Genomic DNA, 16,283 nt, shown 5'->3' on the forward strand with positions numbered 1-16,283 from the left:
GGTCGGCGCCCAGCGCCAGCGCGGTACGCAGCTGTTCCTGCGCGGTCTTGGGGCCAACGCTGACGGCGACGATTTCACTGGCCACGCCCTGCTCCTTGAGCCGCACCGCTTCTTCCACGGCGATCTCGCAGAACGGGTTCATGGCCATCTTGACGTTGGTCAGGTCGACGTCGGAGTTGTCCGCCTTGACGCGGATCTTGACGTTGTAATCGATGACGCGTTTGACCGCGACGAGTACTTTCATGCTGACTCTCCTGATCATGCTGGCCCAGGCAAGCCGCGAGTCGACTCATGCCGACTAAAGCACCCGCCCCGGCGAATTGGCTCAAATCATCTTGCCCGGGTTCATCAGGTTTTCGGGGTCCACCGCTTGCTTGATCCCGCGCAACAGATCCTGCTCCTCGGGAGAGCGGTAGCTCTTGATTTCGGAGACCTTGAGCAGCCCGATTCCGTGCTCGGCGGAGATGGATCCGCCGAGTGACGCGGCGAGTGGGTGCACGATGTCATTGACCGCACCCCAGTGAGCGAGAAACGCCTCCTTGGTCATGTCGTCCGGCTGCGTCAGGTTATAGTGCACGTTGCCATCGCCGACATGGCCGAATATGCAAAAGTGAATGCCCGGCATGTATTCGGCGATGGCGTCGCTGGCACGCTCGATGAAGGTCGGAATGCTCGACACCGGCACCGACACGTCGTGTTTGATGCTGCCGCCGGCACGCTTCTGCGCCTCCGGCGTGCTCTCACGCAGCTGTCTAAGCTTGTACCCCTGCTCCAGAGAACTTGCGATTACCGCATCCAGAATCAGCTCGGCTTCGAAGGCTTCCTCGAGCGTGCTTTGGAAAATCTCCTGGAGATTGTCCTGGGGGCGCGACGAGCTGAGCTCGATCATCGCGAACCAGGGCGCCGGTTCGGAGAGCGGGCTGTCGCGGTCGGTGTGACGACACACGATGTCGAGCGAGAAATCCGACATCAGTTCGAAGGCAGTGACGGCGTCGCCGCTATTGCGCCGAGCGAGGGACAAAAGCTGCAACGCGGCCGCCACCGAGGGCAGCGCACAGAAAGCGGTCTGAACGTGGCGCGGTTTGGGGAAGAGCTTGACCACCGCCGCAGTAACGAACCCCAGCGTACCTTCGCTGCCAATGAAGAGATTTTTCAGCGAGTAGCCGCTGTTGTCCTTGTAGAGCGGACGCATTCCGTTCCAGATGCGCCCATCGGGCAGCACGACTTCCAGACCCAGTGTGAGTTCACGCATGTTGCCATAGCGCAGGACGCCCATGCCGCCTGCATTGCTGGCGATATTGCCACCGACCGTGCAACTGCCCTCGGCGCCGAGACTGAGCGGGAACAGGCAGGATTCGGCGTCGGCTGCGTTCTGCAGGTCGGCGAGAATGCAGCCGGCCTCCACCGTAGCCGTGAAGTTGACCGGGTCGATGTTGCGAACCGCGCGCATGCGCCGCATCGACACCACCACCTCGCCCTGATTGGCAACGGCGCCGCCTACCAGCCCGGTGTTGCCTCCCTGCGGCACCATCGGCACTCGATGTTCGGCACACAGCCGCACCGCCTCGGCAAGCCTTTCGGTATTGTCGGGTACGATCACCACTCGGGCGGTGCTGGTGAAGAGCCCACGCTCCTCGGCCAAGTAACTTTCCAGTTGACCCGACTCGGTAATGACGGCCCCGGGCAGAATGGCCTTCAAACGCTCGATGAAGGCATCATCGAGCGGCGGAATTGCTTCGGATGTGACCTGTGGCTTCATGATCGCTCCTCACCCGCGACGTGTGGAATCATTGCGAACAGCCCCTGGGCCGACCAGCTATCGGACTGCGCGGCTAACGCCTCGCACCAGTTCACCAGCGCAGCTGTATCAAGCTCGCAAATGGCCAGTGACAGCACCCCCGACGCGCGGGATTCTAGCTCGGCTCTCGACCAGGGCGCCTCCGGGTCGCCGCGTCGCAGCGATCGCTCCTCGACAACCATTTCGCCTTCGTCGTTCTCGAGCACGACGCGGGCCGGTCGTTCGCGCGGGAAGCGAGCGGTAAATTCGGCCGACTCCACGATTTCGACCCGCCTCATGAATCGGCGAATCGTCGGGTCCTCCAGCAGTTCCTGGGAAAACCCGAGGAAATCCGGCGCTCGGCCACAGAGCATCGCGCTGATGCAGAAGACGGTGGAAAATTTCGCCTCGGCGAGGTTCTCAGGCTCGGTGATACCCGCGATCGCCAACGCGCTCGCCGGCAGCTCGATGCGCACACGCCTTGCCTGGCGGCAGCGCTCGGGGGCACGTTCGAAGAGCGCTCGAGCGCAGTCCAGGGCGCTGTGCATCTGGCCGCAAACGGGCCAACCCTTGATTGTCACATCGTGAATCATCGGTGTGTCGCCCGGCGTCAGCCAAGCGACATCACAGCCTTCGAGCTTCCAAGCGCGACGCATGCCCCGCGGACCTTCGAGAATATGCTCTGCGCCCGGAATGCCGGCCTGGGCCATGCGGGCGCTCGCCAGCCCGTTACGCACCGCGGTCGCCACGTGGAACGCCTTGGCGGCGGTTGCCTTGTCGTCCAGGAACTGCCAGAGCCCCGAGGCTTGAGTACCGGCATGCCCCAGCGCCCATAAGGTCTGCCGTGCGTTCAAACCGAGTGCCCGCGCCGCCGCCGCCGCCGCGCCGAAGCTGCCGGCGGTCGCGGTGGTATGCGATACCGCATAGTGCTCCGCGCCTAAGTGCGATCCGACCCGAATGGTCGTCTCGAAGCCGGCGACGATGGCACTGGCAGCCGTGTGCGCGTCCAGCCCCTCCAACTCGGCAAGCATCATTACCACAGGAATCACGGTAATGCCCGGGTGGCTGGTCGAGGCCCGGTGGGCATCATCCACTTCATGGAGGTGGCTCACGGCTGCGTTGAACGCCACCGCCGCTGCTGCAGGCTGCTTGATAGGCAAGCCGGCAAGACTGGCCCACCCGGACTCCCCCGGCGTGATCAACGCATGCTTGTAGGTCTCGAAGAGCGGATGCCCGACGCCGGCGATCAGCGCCGTCGACCAATCCAGCATGGTGGCGAAGAGTCGCTCGCGCAGCCGGGCGTCATCGACGTCGACACCGACGCTCGCGACCCAGTGCGCTAGCGCCTCGAGTTCAGGTCGCGCCATGCTCGACGCCCCCCTTCACTACGGCAAGCTCCGGACGCGACTCCTGCCCCCATTCCGCCCATGAGCCGTCGTAGACGGCCATCGGCCCCAACCCCGCGAGTTCGGCACCAAGTGCCAGGAGAGAGGCCGTGACGCCGGATCCACAGGAGCCCACGATCGGTGTTCCCGACTCGATTCCTGCTTCGCGGAACCGCTTCTCGAGCACCTCGGGGGAACGATAGAAGCCATTCTCCAATAGCTGGTCGAACGGCAGGTTCACCGCCCCCGGCATATGCCCGGAGCGAAGACCGGGGCGCGGCTCGGACTGCTCGCCGCTAAACCGCGCAGGCGAACGCGCATCGATCACCTGTGCCGTACGCTTCTCGAGGTACTCGGCTACGTCGGCAGCATCGGCGAGTCGCTCCGGCACCAGGCGTGCTTCGAAGTCGCCAGGCGCCTCCCTCCCCGGTTGCGCGCCGGACTCGAGACCGCAGCCGGCGGCCTTCCAGGCGGGTAACCCGCCATCGAGTACAGCGACATTTCCGTGTCCCATTACCTTGAACATCCACCACGCCCGGGGGGCGGCGAAGACCCCCATACCGTCATAGATCACGACACGGCTATTGGCGTTGACACCGAGGGCACGTACGGCAGCGGTGAACTCGGATGCCGCGGGCAGCATGTGCGGCAACGCGGAGGAGGCATCCTTGATCTCTCCGTCGAAGTCGAAGCGCTTCGCACCAGGAATATGGCCTTCGAGATATTCGGCGTACGGATCACGGGTTTCGCTCGGCAGATACCAGCTGGCGTCCAGAATCACGATCTCAGGCAGATCGAGGTTGGCTCGAAGCCAGTCGACGGTGACCAGATCAGACAGTGTCATTTTGCGACTCCTTGGTGGGGATACGCTGCGCGGTCAACTTCTTCCTCCAACCGAAGAAAGGCGGCAGCACGAGAGACAGAAGCGCGACGAGCAGGATGAATCCGGAGACCGGCCGCAGCAGGAATGGCAGGAATGAGCCCTGGCCGAACGCGAGCGCAAGGCTCAACTGCTCCTCCGCCATCGGCCCCAGGATCAGCCCCAGGATCACCGGGAGTACCGGGACCTTGACGATATGCAAGACGTAGCCGAGCAGCCCGAACCCCAGGAAACAGTAGACGTCGAACATCCTGTTATTGAGCGAATAGCAGCCCACGGTACACAGGACCAGCAGCACCGGAATGACGAACTGGCGCGGCACCGCTATGGCCTTGATGGTGATCGGGATGAAGAAATGATAGAGCAGCGTGCAGAAGGCGAACGCCACGAAGAATGCGATGAACACGATCCACACGATGTCGCCGTGATCGCGGAACAGCAGTGGGCCGGGATCGATTCCGTGGAGCATGAATGCACCCAGCATCATCAACGTCGAGGCGTCCCCGGGAATGCCCAATGTCAGCATCGGGATCAGCGCGCCCCCCATCGAGGCGTTGTTCGCCGCCTCCGGGGAGATGACCGACTCGGCCAATTCTCCTTGACCGAACTTCTCCGGCGTGCGTGAGCTGTTCTTGGCCTGGCTGTAGGCGACGATATTGGAAAGCCCCGGCCCGACGCCCGGGAGAATGCCGATGACGATACCGATGAAGGTCGAGCGCAGCAGATCCCACTTGCGACCGATGACTTCACCGAATGTCGAAACAAAAAGGCGCAGACGGTAGTTGACCTGCAGGATCTTCTCGCGCCGGCCGATGCCGTCGGTGTCGGTGAGCAACTGCGGAATGGCATACAGGCCGATCAGCGCCGGTAATTCGTAGAACCCGGACTCAAGACTGGTGAAGCCGAAGGTCAACCGGGTCTGCCCCGAGGCTTCATCGAGACCGACCAAAGAAAGCCCCAGGCCGATGAACGCCGCCATGAACGCCTTGACCGCGCGCCCCTTCGCCGACATCGACGAGATGCACGAGAAGGTGAAGATCACCAGGGCGAAGTATTCCCAGGGGCCGAACGACAGCGCCACCTTGGCCAGCAGCGGGGCAATGAGCACCAGTGCCAACCCCGACAGCGTGCCGCCGATCATCGAGGCGTAAACCGCGAGCCCGAGCGCGCGAGTCGCCTGCCCTCTCGCCGCCATGGGGAAGCCATCCAGGCAGGTGCCGGCGGAGGCGGGCGTGCCGGGAATGTTCAGCAGAATGGCCCCGACCAGCCCCCCGGAAATGGCGCCGCAGTAGACCCCCATCAGTAGTGGGATCGCGAACTCGAGCTTCATGCTGTAGGTGAGCGGCACCATGAGCGCAATCGACATGGTCGAAGTCAGCCCCGGGATCGAGCCGATCACCAGACCGCCGGCCACTCCCAGCATGATGGCAAGCAGCGTCCATGGCTGGAAGACCGCGGCAACGCCCGCGAGCATCAAATCGTACATGGATGAGTCCTCATGGCAGGAAGGCCTTCAGGTAGACGACCAGCAGCACGTAGATCAGCCCCAACAGCCCCACCGTCACCGCCAGAGCAATGACCAGGCTCGCGGGCTTGATGCGCGGCGCCAGCACCAGAATCGTCACGAAGCAGAACACGGCCGTCGCTACCAGGAAGCCAACATGAGTGATGGCGATCAGATAGACGGTGAACAGACCCAGCAGGTACATCCGGCGACGAAGGAAGGCTTCTTTCCAGCTTTCGCGAAATCCCGGGTCGTCATTGCGCGGGCGCGATACCAGTGTCCGGATCATTTCGATGACACCCATCAAGATACCGCCACCGATTACCATTTCCGGGAACAACCTGGCGGAAACCGTGGCCGAAGCGATCTCGCTGAGCTGCGTGATCTGGGTAGCTGCCACCACGAATAGAAGAATGAAGAGCAAAGAGAACAACAGATCATTGACTCTCATGACGAGAATCTCCCTGTCGGCGATACCGACGGTCGTTGATGAAAGGCCAGAGGCGTAGCGCACCTCCGGCCGTTCGGCCTACTCCGTACCCAACTGATACTGCCCGGCAAGCTCCTCGATACGTGCATAGCGCGCCTCGAGATCGGCTGTCAGTTCCTCTCCACTGGCAGCAACCACCGACATGGAGTTCTGAGCGAGTCGTCCCTGACACGAGGAGTCCTTGGCGGCGGCTAGCCACGACTTCGCCAGGGTATCGACGACATCTTCCGGGGTGTTGGCTGGCGCGTAGGTGGTGAAGTACATCGCGAACTCGCTGTCGACGCCCTGTTCAGCCGCCGTCGATGCGTCGGACAGCTTGTGATCACGCTCGTCGGAGAGGATCGCGACAGGGCTCAGATCACCGGAATTGACATAGGGGGCAGCCGCTGCAACTGCGGTGGGGACCAGCGTCAGGTTACCCTGGATCGCCGCCACGATCCGGGTCTTGTCACCGGACATGGGAATGGTCTGCAGATCGTCGGTGCTGATGCCGGCCTTGTCGAGAAAGTCGAGGACCGCGAAGTGGGAGAATCCGTTGAGCGCGACGCCGATGTTGTAAGCGCCCGGGTCGGACGCAACTTTCCCGCGCAGCGTGTCGACGCTATCGATACCCGAGTTGGCATCAGCGAAGACGCCGTAATTCATGGCGACGGTGGAAGCCACGGGCTCGAAGGCCGTGTAGTTGTAGTCCGAGCGTCCGGTCGCCAGCCCCATATCCATGCCCTGATGGGCCCACAGGAGCTTGTAACCGTCGGGGCGGGCATCACGCACCTCGACTTCGGCGATCTTGCCCCTGGCACCGGTAATATTTCGGATCAGCACCTGCTGATCTATGTGCCCCTCCAGGCACTGAGCGAAGACTCGTGCCGCAACGTCGGAGCCCCCACCGGGGCTGAAAGGCACGACCAGCTCGATGGGTTTGTCCGGGAAGGCCAAGGCCGAGACCGTCGTCAGTGACATGGCCGCGGCGCCGAGGGTGAGAGCGATCGTTTTATTCATTGTGGCGTCTCCTGATTTCATGAATTGTTGTTAGTTGGTCGTGGTGGCACCCGACTCTGTCGCCGAGTCCAGAGCCTGTGAAACAGCTACTGCGCCAACCACCGTGCATCTTTTTCGCGTGCCAATAGGCGATCGACGCTACCCTTGATCTCACCGAGATAGGCGGCAGGGTCAGTCAGCTCGCGAATGCGTTCTGGGGTGTAGGTATCGGCGATGTCCGGGTGCGCTCTCAGCGCCTGCTCGAAGCTCTGGCCGAATTCAATCCCTTTCATCGTGGCTTCGTAGAGCCACTCATGGGCCGTGTTCTTGCCTTTCTTGTCACCCAAATCCAGCATGACCCGCTCGGAAAGAAGATACCCCTCCATCATATCCACGTTGCGCTTCATGGCCTGGGGATTGACACGCAGTCCGGCCAGCAGGTTGGCAGTCTGGGACGTCATGGCACCGAGGATCAGGCAGGTCTCGGGTACCGCTTTCCATTCCGATTTCCAGGAGATGCCATCACGCTCGTGCTCCTGCACCATGGCTTCAAGCATCATCGTAGAGCTATAGCGAATGGCGCGGGCCAGCATGGCGACGTTCTCGGCCGCGACGGGATTGCGCTTGTGCGGCATGGTCGAGGAGCCGAGTTTGCCCTCGGAGAATCCCTCCTCGACCTCGGCGAACTCGTTGCGCTGGAGATTGAAAAGCTCGTTGCCGATCTTGCCGAGGGTCTGGCCGATCATGGCAAGCAGCCCGGTGTACTCGGCGATGCGATCGCGCGCCGGCGCCCAGCTGATGTCGGGGGCCCCCAGGCCGAGCCGATTCGCCACCGCCTGCTCGAGTTCCGCAGCGCGCGGGCCATAGCTCGCCTGGGAACCCACGGCCCCCACCAGCATGATCACGAACAGGCGGGGTTCGACCTGCGCCAGACGCTCGGCATGGCGCGACATCTCGTCGAGCCAGATGGCGCACTTGTGGCCGAAAGTGATCGGCAGTGCCTGAACGCCATGGGTACGCCCAACCATCACGGTATCGCGGTGCTCGCCGGCCAGGCGAACCAGTTCCCGGCCGATCGTCGCCATATCCCGGCGCAGTAACGCATGCACCTGCTTGAGCTGGAGCAGCAGCCCAGTATCCAACACGTCCTGGGTCGTGGCGCCGTAGTGGATATATTCGGACGCTTCGCTGGAGAGCTGGGTATGCACCTGCTTGAGTAGCGGAACCAGCGTATGCTTGACGCGACGCACCTCCTCGGCAACCGCCTCGAGATCGATTGAGTCTATCGAGCCATTGGCAGCGATCTCTGCAGCGGCACTGGCCGGGATCAACCCCATCTCGGCCTGGGTCTGCGCAAGCGCGACCTCGAAGTCCAACCACTTCTGCAAGCGGTTTTTTTCCGAAAACACCTCGCGCATCTCTGGAGTGCTCCAGAGATGTTGCATCGTGACCATGTCAAAAACGGAGACGGACATATCTGAATCTCGGTGGTTAGAGTCGACGTGGATAGTGGCTGGTTACTCTTCGTCGCCGTAGAACTTCATGGCCAGGCCACCGTGGGCAGCTGCCGCACCGGCCTTCATCGCCGCAGCGATGAGCACGGCTTCTGCCACTTCGGCCTTGGAGAGCCCGGCCGCCTTGCCCTTGGTCACGTGAGATTCGATGCAGTACGGGCAGCCGGTGGCATGCGCCACCGCGATCGCGATGAGCTCCCGGGTGCGCGGCGGAACTTCCCCGTTGTCCTGGGACGGTATCGCGTTAAGGGTCATCCAGGCCTTGAAGTCCGCGGGCGCAAGCTTGGCCATCTGCATGCGGAACTCGGCATCGGCATTGTCGTAGTACTTGTTGGTCATCAGACTGACTCCGGATAGCTGATGGAATGGACTCAAGCTCGCATCTCACTCAATGCGACTTGACTCATCCAGTGAAACGCTAGAGACTATGCATCGTCAAGTCATTGCGCGGAGGAACGCATGAGCAATAAGTCGCATAGACCTCCGTCGGGTGTGCTGGAGCGCGGCCTCTCTCTGTTGGCTTGCTTCACACAGGAACGGCCGAGACTGCATCTGAGAGAACTGGCGGAATTGACGGGACTGGACAAGACAACCTCGTCCAGAGCATTGAAAACGCTGGTCGACTGGGGATACCTCGAGCGGAGTTCCGATGGTTCGTACTCACCGGGACCGGCCAATCTACGTATGGCATCGATCTTTCGAACTACCTCCAACTTCGTGTCCCGGGTGGAGGCGCCGATAATCAGCATCAGTCGTCAGGTCGGCCAGACGACTTCTTTCTTCGTTCGCTCGGGGAGCGAGCGCGTTTGCCTGGCACGCGACCACGCACACCAGGACTTTCGCTATTTCATCGAGGTAGGTGCATCTGTTCCCCTGGATAAGGGCGGCGCAGCTGCGCAGATCATCCTCGCCTACAGCGACGTCGACAGCGACGAATCCGTGGCAATCAGAAAACGCGGGTACTACATCTCGAGAGGCGAGCGGCACCGCCATTTCGCCTCTATCGCAACACCGCTCTTCGAATCCGACGGCCAGTTTTTGGGTGCGATCACGATCACAGGGATGGCGCTCGATCTCAGCGATGAAGATCTCAAGGCCTTCCTGGACATCATCCAGAAGGAGGTAGCGGCGGCGGGGTTCACTATCGTCTGATAACGACTTCGTTCTCGGCCCGTACCATTGTGGGTAACTTGCGAGCATATACTGGCGTCGACGTCGCGGTGCGTGCGATCCACCCCGACCAGTGGATGGACACCTCGTTCGCCTACTGGGAAGGCATGGGCACGGTCGAAGGCAGCCACGGCGGCGAGGGCTACCTGGAGATGACCGGCTACGAGTAGCGCCTCGCCTGAACCGGTCAGGGACGTTTATCATGCCCGGCGCGTTCGCTGGCTGTGCCATGCCCCGACCCGGGCTACGCTGGTCAGGGAGCCGTTCGTCTCATTGCAAGGAGCACTGCATGCCGTCATTCACCGAGCAACACCCCGGCGTCGACCCCCACTCGCCGCCGGAAACCGTGGGCTTCACGCTCAACCACAGCATGTTGCGGGTCAAGGACCCGGAACGCTCGCTGCGCTTCTACAGCCATGTGTTCGGCATGCGCGTGCTGCGCCGGCTGGACTTCGAGGAGCTCAATTTCTCGCTGTACTTCCTCGCCCACCTCGAGGACAGCGACGAGGTGCCGGAAAACACCGCCGAGCGCACGGTATGGACATTCAGCCGGCGCGGCGTGCTGGAGTTGACGCATAACTGGGGGACCGAGGAACAGGCCGATTTCGCCTATCACGACGGCAACGCCGAACCGCAGGGCTTCGGGCACATCTGCTTCTCGGTGCCCAGTCTCAACGCGGCGGTGGACTGGCTGGACGAGAACGGCGTGGAATACGTCAAGCGCCCCGAACAGGGCAAGATGCAGAACGTCGCCTTCGTCAAGGATCCGGACGGCTACTGGATCGAGATCATCGAACCGGCGCTGATGGCCAGCACCGGAATGTAGCCGGTACAAGCGACACGCCCCCGCCCAGTCCGATTCGGCTGGGCGGGGGCGTGTCGTTACCGCGAGGGCTTGGCGAAAGCGATCAGGCTTTCAGATCGAACGCCTGCTGCACGACCGGCCAGGCGGGCTCGCCGTCGCGCGTGGTCACGCCGTCGAGGTAGGCCTTGATCTTGTCGGCGTTGTTCTGCATCCACTCCACGGCGACTTCGTCGGCCTCGCGCTCCTTGTAGCTGAAGTCGAGGATCAGCTGACTCTGATCGTCGGCGCTGAAGACCATCTGGTCTAGCAGCTTCTTGGCGTTGGGATGACTGTCGGCGAAACCGCTGTTGAGCAGGGTACGCACGTCGCTGCTGCCGCCACCCGGGCCGAACAGGTTCTCGGGGTCGTCGAGATAGACGATGTCGTACTCGATGTTCATCCAGTGCGGCGTCCAGCCGTAGAACAGGATCCACTCGTCGTTGCTGGTTGCGTTGTCCACCGCACCGAGCATCGCCGGCGTGGTCGCTTCGCGCAGGTTCCAGTCGGCCATGCCGTAGGTGTCGTCCTCGACCGCGCCGTTGAGGATATCGCTGGTCGCCGAGCCGGGTTCGATGGAGAACATCTCGCGACCGAATTTCTCGGCGAACTCCGGCTTGTCGATGTCTCGCGCCGAGGTCACGCCGGCCGCGGCGACGTAGCTTGGCACCGCGAAGCCCATCCGCGCACCGTCGACGTTGTTGCCTAGATCGGCCAGGGTACCCTTGGCATTGACGGTGTCGTACATGCCCTGCTGGGCCGGCAGCCAGGCGCCGAAGAATGCATCGACTTCGCCCAGGTTGAGCGCTTCGTAGGAGATCTGGGCACCGAGCTGCTTGGTGTTCGGCTGGTAGCCCAGCGTCTCGAACAGCTGCGAAGCGATCTCGGTCTTCATGGTCACGCCGGGCCAGGGCGGCGCGGAAAAGGTCACGGCGGGATCTTCCTGCGCGAAGGCGATACCGGGCAGGCTCAGTGATGCGCTGGCCAGGGCACCGGCGATCAGGCCGTTGGCACGATGGGATAGGGACATGAATGGTCTCCTTAAGCGAGTTTTATTGTATATCGATGCAACAATAACATTATTTTATCCCACCCGTCGTTGACTGCCCGCTGTCGACATTCAACATCCGCCGGCTGCCGCCCGGCGATAGCCGCCGCCCGCGTCAGGCGGTATGTTGAACACTGACGTGCCGAACCCAGGAAGGCCTATGACTCGCTGTGATTCACCACGCTGGCCGGCCCTGTTGTGGATAACCCTGGTGTGCCTGTGGCTGGCCGGTTGTGCCGGGCCCCAGATGCGGATGGCCGATTTCGACGATGCGCCGGCGGATTCGCTGACCATCGAACGAGCGATGATCCTGGCCAACGCCCGCCAGGCGCTGGGCCTGCCGTATCGCTATGGCGGCGCCTCGCCGAGCGGCGTGGACTGTTCGGGGCTGGTGCAGATGACCTACCAGTCCGCCGGCATCGCGGTGCCAAGGACCGCCGAGCAGCAGCGCCGGCGGCTACCGCAGCGCGAACGGGTGCGACCCGGCGACCTGATGTTCTTCGGCTCGGGCGCCAAGGCGACCCATGTCGGCATCTACATGGGCGACCAGCGGATGATCCACGCGCCGGGCAGCGGGCGCACGGTCACCGTCACCTCGCTTGCCATCGACTACTGGCACGAGCGTTACCTGGGTGCGGCCGGGCCGGCGCCCTGAGCGTCAGCACCACGTTGCGGTATCCTGTTCAGGAAACTGACGAAACTCCAAGCGAGGCCGCATGAACCCCGTCATCGAATTGCTGAACGCCCACCGCTCGATCCGCAAGTTCACCGATCGCAAGATCCCCCACGAGTTGCTGCTGGAGCTCGTCCGCGCCGGTCAGGGCGCCGCGACTTCGAGCCATGTGCAGGCCTACAGCGTCATCCACGTCAGGAACCCGGCCAACCGCGAGAGGCTCGCCGAGCTGGCCGGCGGCCAGGGCTATATCGCCAGCTGCTCCGATTTCCTGGTGTTCTGCGCCGACATGAAACGCCCCACCGACGCCGCCGAACGCACCGGCGCCAGGGTGGTCCGCGGAATGACCGAACAGCTGCTCGTCGCCAGCGTGGATACCGCGCTGATGGCGCAGAACGTGGCGATCGCCGCCGAATCCGAAGGGCTGGGAATCTGCTACATCGGTGGCATCCGCAACAATCCGCAGGCCGTGAGCGACCTGCTCCAGCTGCCCGGACATGTCTACCCGGTATTCGGCATGTGCCTCGGTTATCCGGACCAGCAGCCCGAGGTCAAACCCCGCCTGCCGGTCGAGGCGATCCTCATGGAGGACCGTTACCGCGAAGCTGACCGGCACGTCGAGGCGTTCGACGCCACCATGCACGGCTACTATCGGGACAGGACCAGCGGCAGGAAGGATGCCAACTGGTCGCGCAACCTCACGCCGCTGTTCGACTCCAAGCTGCGCGCCCACATGCGCGACTTCCTGACCGAGCGCGGCTTCGAGATGAAGTGAGCCGTTCAAAGAACAGCCGGGCGCCATTGGGATTGACGCCCGGCATGTTCAGGCCGGCGTTGCCAGTGCCTCGAGCTCGTCATGCAGTGCCTGGGGAATGGTCACGCCGGCGGCCCGGCTCCGCTCGCGGGCCGCGAAGCGACGCTGCGAGGGAAGCCGCGCCCCTTGATCGACGATCCCCTCGAACAACGCCTCGGCATGGCGTTGCTGTCTTTCGGTGTCGTCGCCCAGAAACGTTTCCGGCGAGAAGGCGATGATCAGCTCGCCGTGGAAGGGCTTGCCCTGGCCATCCGGCGTGGCCGCCCGGGTCTCGTGGCCCAGCAGGTCGCCGATCAATGGACCGGCCAGCAGCTCGATCATGGTCGAGAGCGCCGAGCCCTTGTAGCCGCCGAAGGGCAGCAGCGCGCCATCGAGCGCCGCGTGCGGGTCGGTCGTCGGGTTGCCATCTTTATCGATGGCCCAGCCTTCCGGCAGCGCCTCTCCGGCGCGCTTGTGGAGTTCTATCTCGCCGCGCGCCACCACGCTGGTGGCAAAGTCGAAGGTATAGGGCGCCTTGCCGGGCCGCGGCCAGGAAAAGGCGAAGGGATTGGTGCCGAACAACGGCGACTTGCCCCCGGCCGGCGCCACATAGGCGTGGCTCGGCGTCATCGCGATACCCGCCAGCCCCTGTTCCGAGAGGGCTTCGACCTCCTGCCAGAGCGCCGAGAAATGAAAGCTGTTGTTGATGCCCAGCACCGCGATGCCGTTGCGACGGGCCTTCTCCACCAGCCGCGGCAGGCCCTTCTCGAAGGCCAGCAAGGACGACCCCCGGTTGGCGTCGACCTTCACGACGCTCGGTGCCTGGTCGATGACGGCCGGCTCGGCATCGGGGTCGATGCCCCGGTACTGCGCCGTCTGGGCACAGCCGATCAGTCGATACAAGCCATGCGAGTGACATTCGTCGCGCTGGGCGGCCACCACACTGCGGGTGATCGCCGCGGCATGCGCCGGGTTGAAGCCGTTGTTCAAGAGAACCCGGCGGCTCAATGCCTCGGCATCCGCCAGGGAGAGCGTGATTTCCTGAGCCATGACGTGCTCCTGGTTGGGCGTTTTTGAGAGGCGCCATCGTAACCTACTACCGGGCACGTCCGCCGGCGGCGATGGACCAGCCGCCCCGGGAAACGCTTGTGAGCGTACGACTGAAGATCCGTGGGCCGGCCGCCGGACTAGCCCGCCCGGCCATGGTGCGCCTCGCCCCAGGCCAGCATCTCCGTCAGCAGCGCGCGCAGCAGCGGCCGCACCTCGTCGGCCCGTGCCCGATCGAAGGCGAAGGGCGGCGCTTCCTGCATATAGGTGCGCTGCGACAGCTCGAGCTGGATACCGTGCACGTCGTGCCGCGGGTCGTTGTAGTGGCGGGTGATGTGGCCGCCCTTGAAGCGCCCGTTGGCGACATGGGTGAAGCGCGACTGCGCCCGGCAGAGCGCCTGCAGGCGCCGGGTGAGCGCCGGAGCGCAGCTGCGATTCTCGTAGGTGCCCAGGTTGAGATCCGGCAGGCGGTCGTCGAACAGCCGCGGGATGCGCGAGCGGATCGAGTGCGCGTCGAACAGCAGCGCGTAGCCGAAGCGCTGCTTGAGCCGGTCCAGCTCGCCGGCCAGCGCCCGGTGATAGGGCCGCCAGACATGCTCCAGCGCCCAGTCGCGGTCTGCCTGGCTCGGCTCGCGGCCGGCGGCGAACAGCGGCCGCCCATCGAAGTCGATGTCCGGAAACAGCCCGGTGGTGGCGCCGGCATACAGCGGCGTGTCGTCCTCGGGGCGGTTGAGATCGACCACGTAGCGCGAATAGTGGGCCTGGAGCCGGCTGGCGCCGAGCTCGTCGAGGAAATCGTAGAGCTCCGGAATGTGCCAGTCGGTATCGTCGAGCGTCCGGGCCGCGTCGTTCAGGCCCGCCTCGACCGCCGGGGTCAGCGCCGTGCCGCAATGCGGCATCGAGACCAGCAGCGGTACCTCGCCGGTGTCGAGGCGATACGCATCGTTCATGCCGCTACCTCCCTGCCCGCCTTGAAGACCGTGACCGGCAGCTGACCGCCCAGCCAGTAGCTGAGCTCCGCCGGCCCGGAGATGTCCCACACCACCGCGTCCGCCGCCTTGCCGACCTCCAGCGAGCCATGGCTTTCGCCGATGCCCAGCGCCTTCGCGGCGTTCAGGGTTACCCCGGCCAGCGCCTCTTCCGGGGTGAGCCGGAACAGCGTGCAGGCCAGGTTCATCATCAGCCGCAGCGAGAGCGCCGGCGAGGTGCCGGGGTTGAGATCGGTCGCCAGCGCCATGCACACGCCCTGTTCGCGAAACGCCTCGATCGGCGGCAACTGGGCCTCGCGCAACGTCAGGAAGGCCCCCGGCAGCAGCACCGCGGCGGTACCGCTTTGCGCCATCGCCCGGGCATCGGAGGCGTCGGCGTATTCGACGTGATCGGCGGAGAGCGCGCCGAACTCGGCGGCCAGCTGGCAGCCGCCGAGCCGCGAGAGCTGTTCGGCGTGCAGCTTGACCGGCAGCCCGAGACGCCGCGCGGTGTCGAATACCCGGCGCATCTGGGCGACGGAGAAGGCGATGCCCTCGCAGAAGCCGTCCACCGCGTCGACCAGCCCCTCGGCGGCCAGCGCCGGCAGGATCGACTCGCAGACCAGCTCGATGTAGGCGTCGCCACGCTCCTGGTACTCCGGCGGCAGCGCGTGGGCGGCAAGGCAGGTGGCCCGCACGGTGACCGGCAGCCGCTCGCCGATCGCCCGCGCCACCTGGAGCATCCTGCGTTCGCTGGCGAGGTCGAGCCCGTAGCCGGACTTGATCTCCAGCGTCGTCACGCCCTCGCGCAGCAGCAGCCGCGCGCGTGCCTCGGCGCTGGCCAGCAGCGTGTCGAAATCGGCCTCGCGGGTCGCCCGCACGCTGCTGACGATGCCGCCGCCCTGGCGGGCGATCTCGCTGTAGCTGACGCCCTCGAGGCGCTGCTCGAACTCGCGGCTGCGATCGCCGCCGAACACCAGGTGGGTGTGACAGTCGATCAGCCCCGGGGTCAGCCAGCGCCCGCCCAGGTCGCGGGTCTCGCCGACCTCGACGGGGGGCAGCTCGGCTTCGGGACCGATCCAGGCGATGCGCCCGTCGCGAATCAGCAGCGCCGCCGCATCGACGACCGCATAATCGCCGCCGCGCATCGTCACCGCCTGGCAGTTGCGCCACAGGCTGTCGCCCGCCAATCGCGGGTTGTTTCCATCCATGCGT

18 protein-coding genes are annotated in these 16,283 nt (G+C 64.2%); 5 read left to right on the plus strand and 13 right to left on the minus strand.

Annotation, left to right across the window (positions count from 1 at the left end):
• From HR9077_RS13070 to HR9077_RS13110, 9 genes are all read right to left on the minus strand, one after another.
• The coding region (locus HR9077_RS13070; RefSeq protein WP_458692916.1) for an electron transfer flavoprotein subunit beta/FixA family protein at positions 1 to 244 on the minus strand (244 nt) is incomplete at its 3' end.
• Between the two features lie 81 nt (positions 245 to 325).
• Positions 326 to 1,759, minus strand: coding sequence for an FAD-binding oxidoreductase (locus tag HR9077_RS13075; protein ID WP_136067445.1), 1,434 nt, complete (start codon positions 1,757 to 1,759; stop codon positions 326 to 328).
• Positions 1,756 to 3,144, minus strand: coding sequence for an MmgE/PrpD family protein (locus HR9077_RS13080; RefSeq protein WP_136067446.1), 1,389 nt, complete (start codon positions 3,142 to 3,144; stop codon positions 1,756 to 1,758). Before HR9077_RS13080 ends, HR9077_RS13075 begins: the two co-directional genes overlap by 4 nt.
• Positions 3,131 to 4,006: a 3-mercaptopyruvate sulfurtransferase gene (sseA, locus tag HR9077_RS13085; RefSeq protein ID WP_136067447.1), complete on the minus strand. Its 876-nt coding sequence runs from the start codon at positions 4,004 to 4,006 to the stop codon at positions 3,131 to 3,133. Before sseA ends, HR9077_RS13080 begins: the two co-directional genes overlap by 14 nt.
• Positions 3,993 to 5,528 (minus strand): tripartite tricarboxylate transporter permease, encoded by a 1,536-nt coding sequence (locus HR9077_RS13090; protein ID WP_136067448.1) that lies wholly within the window; start codon positions 5,526 to 5,528, stop codon positions 3,993 to 3,995. The genes sseA and HR9077_RS13090 overlap by 14 nt, the downstream gene beginning before the upstream one ends.
• A gap of 10 nt (positions 5,529 to 5,538) precedes the next feature.
• A complete protein-coding gene (locus HR9077_RS13095; RefSeq protein ID WP_136067449.1) occupies positions 5,539 to 5,997 on the minus strand; it encodes a tripartite tricarboxylate transporter TctB family protein in 459 nt (152 codons plus the stop codon).
• 78 nt (positions 5,998 to 6,075) lie between these two features.
• Complete coding sequence (locus HR9077_RS13100) at positions 6,076 to 7,035, minus strand: Bug family tripartite tricarboxylate transporter substrate binding protein (protein WP_168380951.1); 960 nt, start codon at positions 7,033 to 7,035, stop codon at positions 6,076 to 6,078.
• A gap of 86 nt (positions 7,036 to 7,121) precedes the next feature.
• Positions 7,122 to 8,489: an adenylosuccinate lyase gene (gene purB / locus HR9077_RS13105; protein ID WP_136067451.1), complete on the minus strand. Its 1,368-nt coding sequence runs from the start codon at positions 8,487 to 8,489 to the stop codon at positions 7,122 to 7,124.
• Between the two features lie 42 nt (positions 8,490 to 8,531).
• Positions 8,532 to 8,867: a carboxymuconolactone decarboxylase family protein gene (locus HR9077_RS13110; RefSeq protein ID WP_136067452.1), complete on the minus strand. Its 336-nt coding sequence runs from the start codon at positions 8,865 to 8,867 to the stop codon at positions 8,532 to 8,534.
• A 120-nt stretch (positions 8,868 to 8,987) separates the two neighbouring features.
• Here HR9077_RS13110 and HR9077_RS13115 point away from each other — a divergent pair, with 120 nt between their 5' ends.
• The 3 genes from HR9077_RS13115 (at position 8,988) to gloA (ending at position 10,524) form a co-directional block, all read left to right on the plus strand.
• Complete coding sequence (locus HR9077_RS13115) at positions 8,988 to 9,680, plus strand: IclR family transcriptional regulator (RefSeq protein WP_136067453.1); 693 nt, start codon at positions 8,988 to 8,990, stop codon at positions 9,678 to 9,680.
• A gap of 38 nt (positions 9,681 to 9,718) precedes the next feature.
• Positions 9,719 to 9,868 carry a lipocalin family protein gene (locus tag HR9077_RS21920; protein ID WP_244613215.1) on the plus strand — a complete coding sequence of 50 codons (150 nt, stop codon included), beginning with the start codon at positions 9,719 to 9,721 and terminating at the stop codon, positions 9,866 to 9,868.
• 119 nt (positions 9,869 to 9,987) lie between these two features.
• Positions 9,988 to 10,524, plus strand: a complete 537-nt coding sequence (gene gloA / locus HR9077_RS13125; protein ID WP_136067454.1) for a lactoylglutathione lyase — start codon at positions 9,988 to 9,990, stop codon at positions 10,522 to 10,524.
• Positions 10,525 to 10,606: 82 nt separating this feature from the next.
• On the opposite strand, the gene HR9077_RS13130 is transcribed toward gloA, so the two are convergent.
• On the minus strand, positions 10,607 to 11,569 hold the full coding sequence (locus HR9077_RS13130) for an ABC transporter substrate-binding protein (protein ID WP_136067455.1): 963 nt from the start codon (positions 11,567 to 11,569) through the stop codon (positions 10,607 to 10,609).
• Positions 11,570 to 11,747: 178 nt separating this feature from the next.
• Between HR9077_RS13130 and HR9077_RS13135 the strand changes: the two genes are divergently transcribed.
• Positions 11,748 to 12,242, plus strand: coding sequence for a C40 family peptidase (locus HR9077_RS13135; RefSeq protein WP_136067456.1), 495 nt, complete (start codon positions 11,748 to 11,750; stop codon positions 12,240 to 12,242).
• 61 nt (positions 12,243 to 12,303) lie between these two features.
• Positions 12,304 to 13,035: an oxygen-insensitive NADPH nitroreductase gene (gene nfsA, locus HR9077_RS13140; protein ID WP_136067457.1), complete on the plus strand. Its 732-nt coding sequence runs from the start codon at positions 12,304 to 12,306 to the stop codon at positions 13,033 to 13,035.
• A gap of 48 nt (positions 13,036 to 13,083) precedes the next feature.
• On the opposite strand, the gene HR9077_RS13145 is transcribed toward nfsA, so the two are convergent.
• The 3 genes from HR9077_RS13145 to hutI form a co-directional block, all read right to left on the minus strand.
• A complete protein-coding gene (locus tag HR9077_RS13145) occupies positions 13,084 to 14,103 on the minus strand; it encodes an Ldh family oxidoreductase (RefSeq protein WP_136067458.1) in 1,020 nt (339 codons plus the stop codon).
• Between the two features lie 137 nt (positions 14,104 to 14,240).
• A complete protein-coding gene (hutG, locus tag HR9077_RS13150; RefSeq protein WP_136067459.1) occupies positions 14,241 to 15,050 on the minus strand; it encodes an N-formylglutamate deformylase in 810 nt (269 codons plus the stop codon).
• On the minus strand, positions 15,047 to 16,279 hold the full coding sequence (hutI, locus tag HR9077_RS13155) for an imidazolonepropionase (protein ID WP_136067460.1): 1,233 nt from the start codon (positions 16,277 to 16,279) through the stop codon (positions 15,047 to 15,049). The genes hutG and hutI overlap by 4 nt, the downstream gene beginning before the upstream one ends.
• Between the last annotated feature and the right edge of the window lie 4 nt (positions 16,280 to 16,283).

Source organism: Modicisalibacter radicis, from assembly GCF_900961225.1.
In the GTDB taxonomy this organism is placed as follows: Bacteria; Pseudomonadota; Gammaproteobacteria; order Pseudomonadales; family Halomonadaceae; genus Modicisalibacter.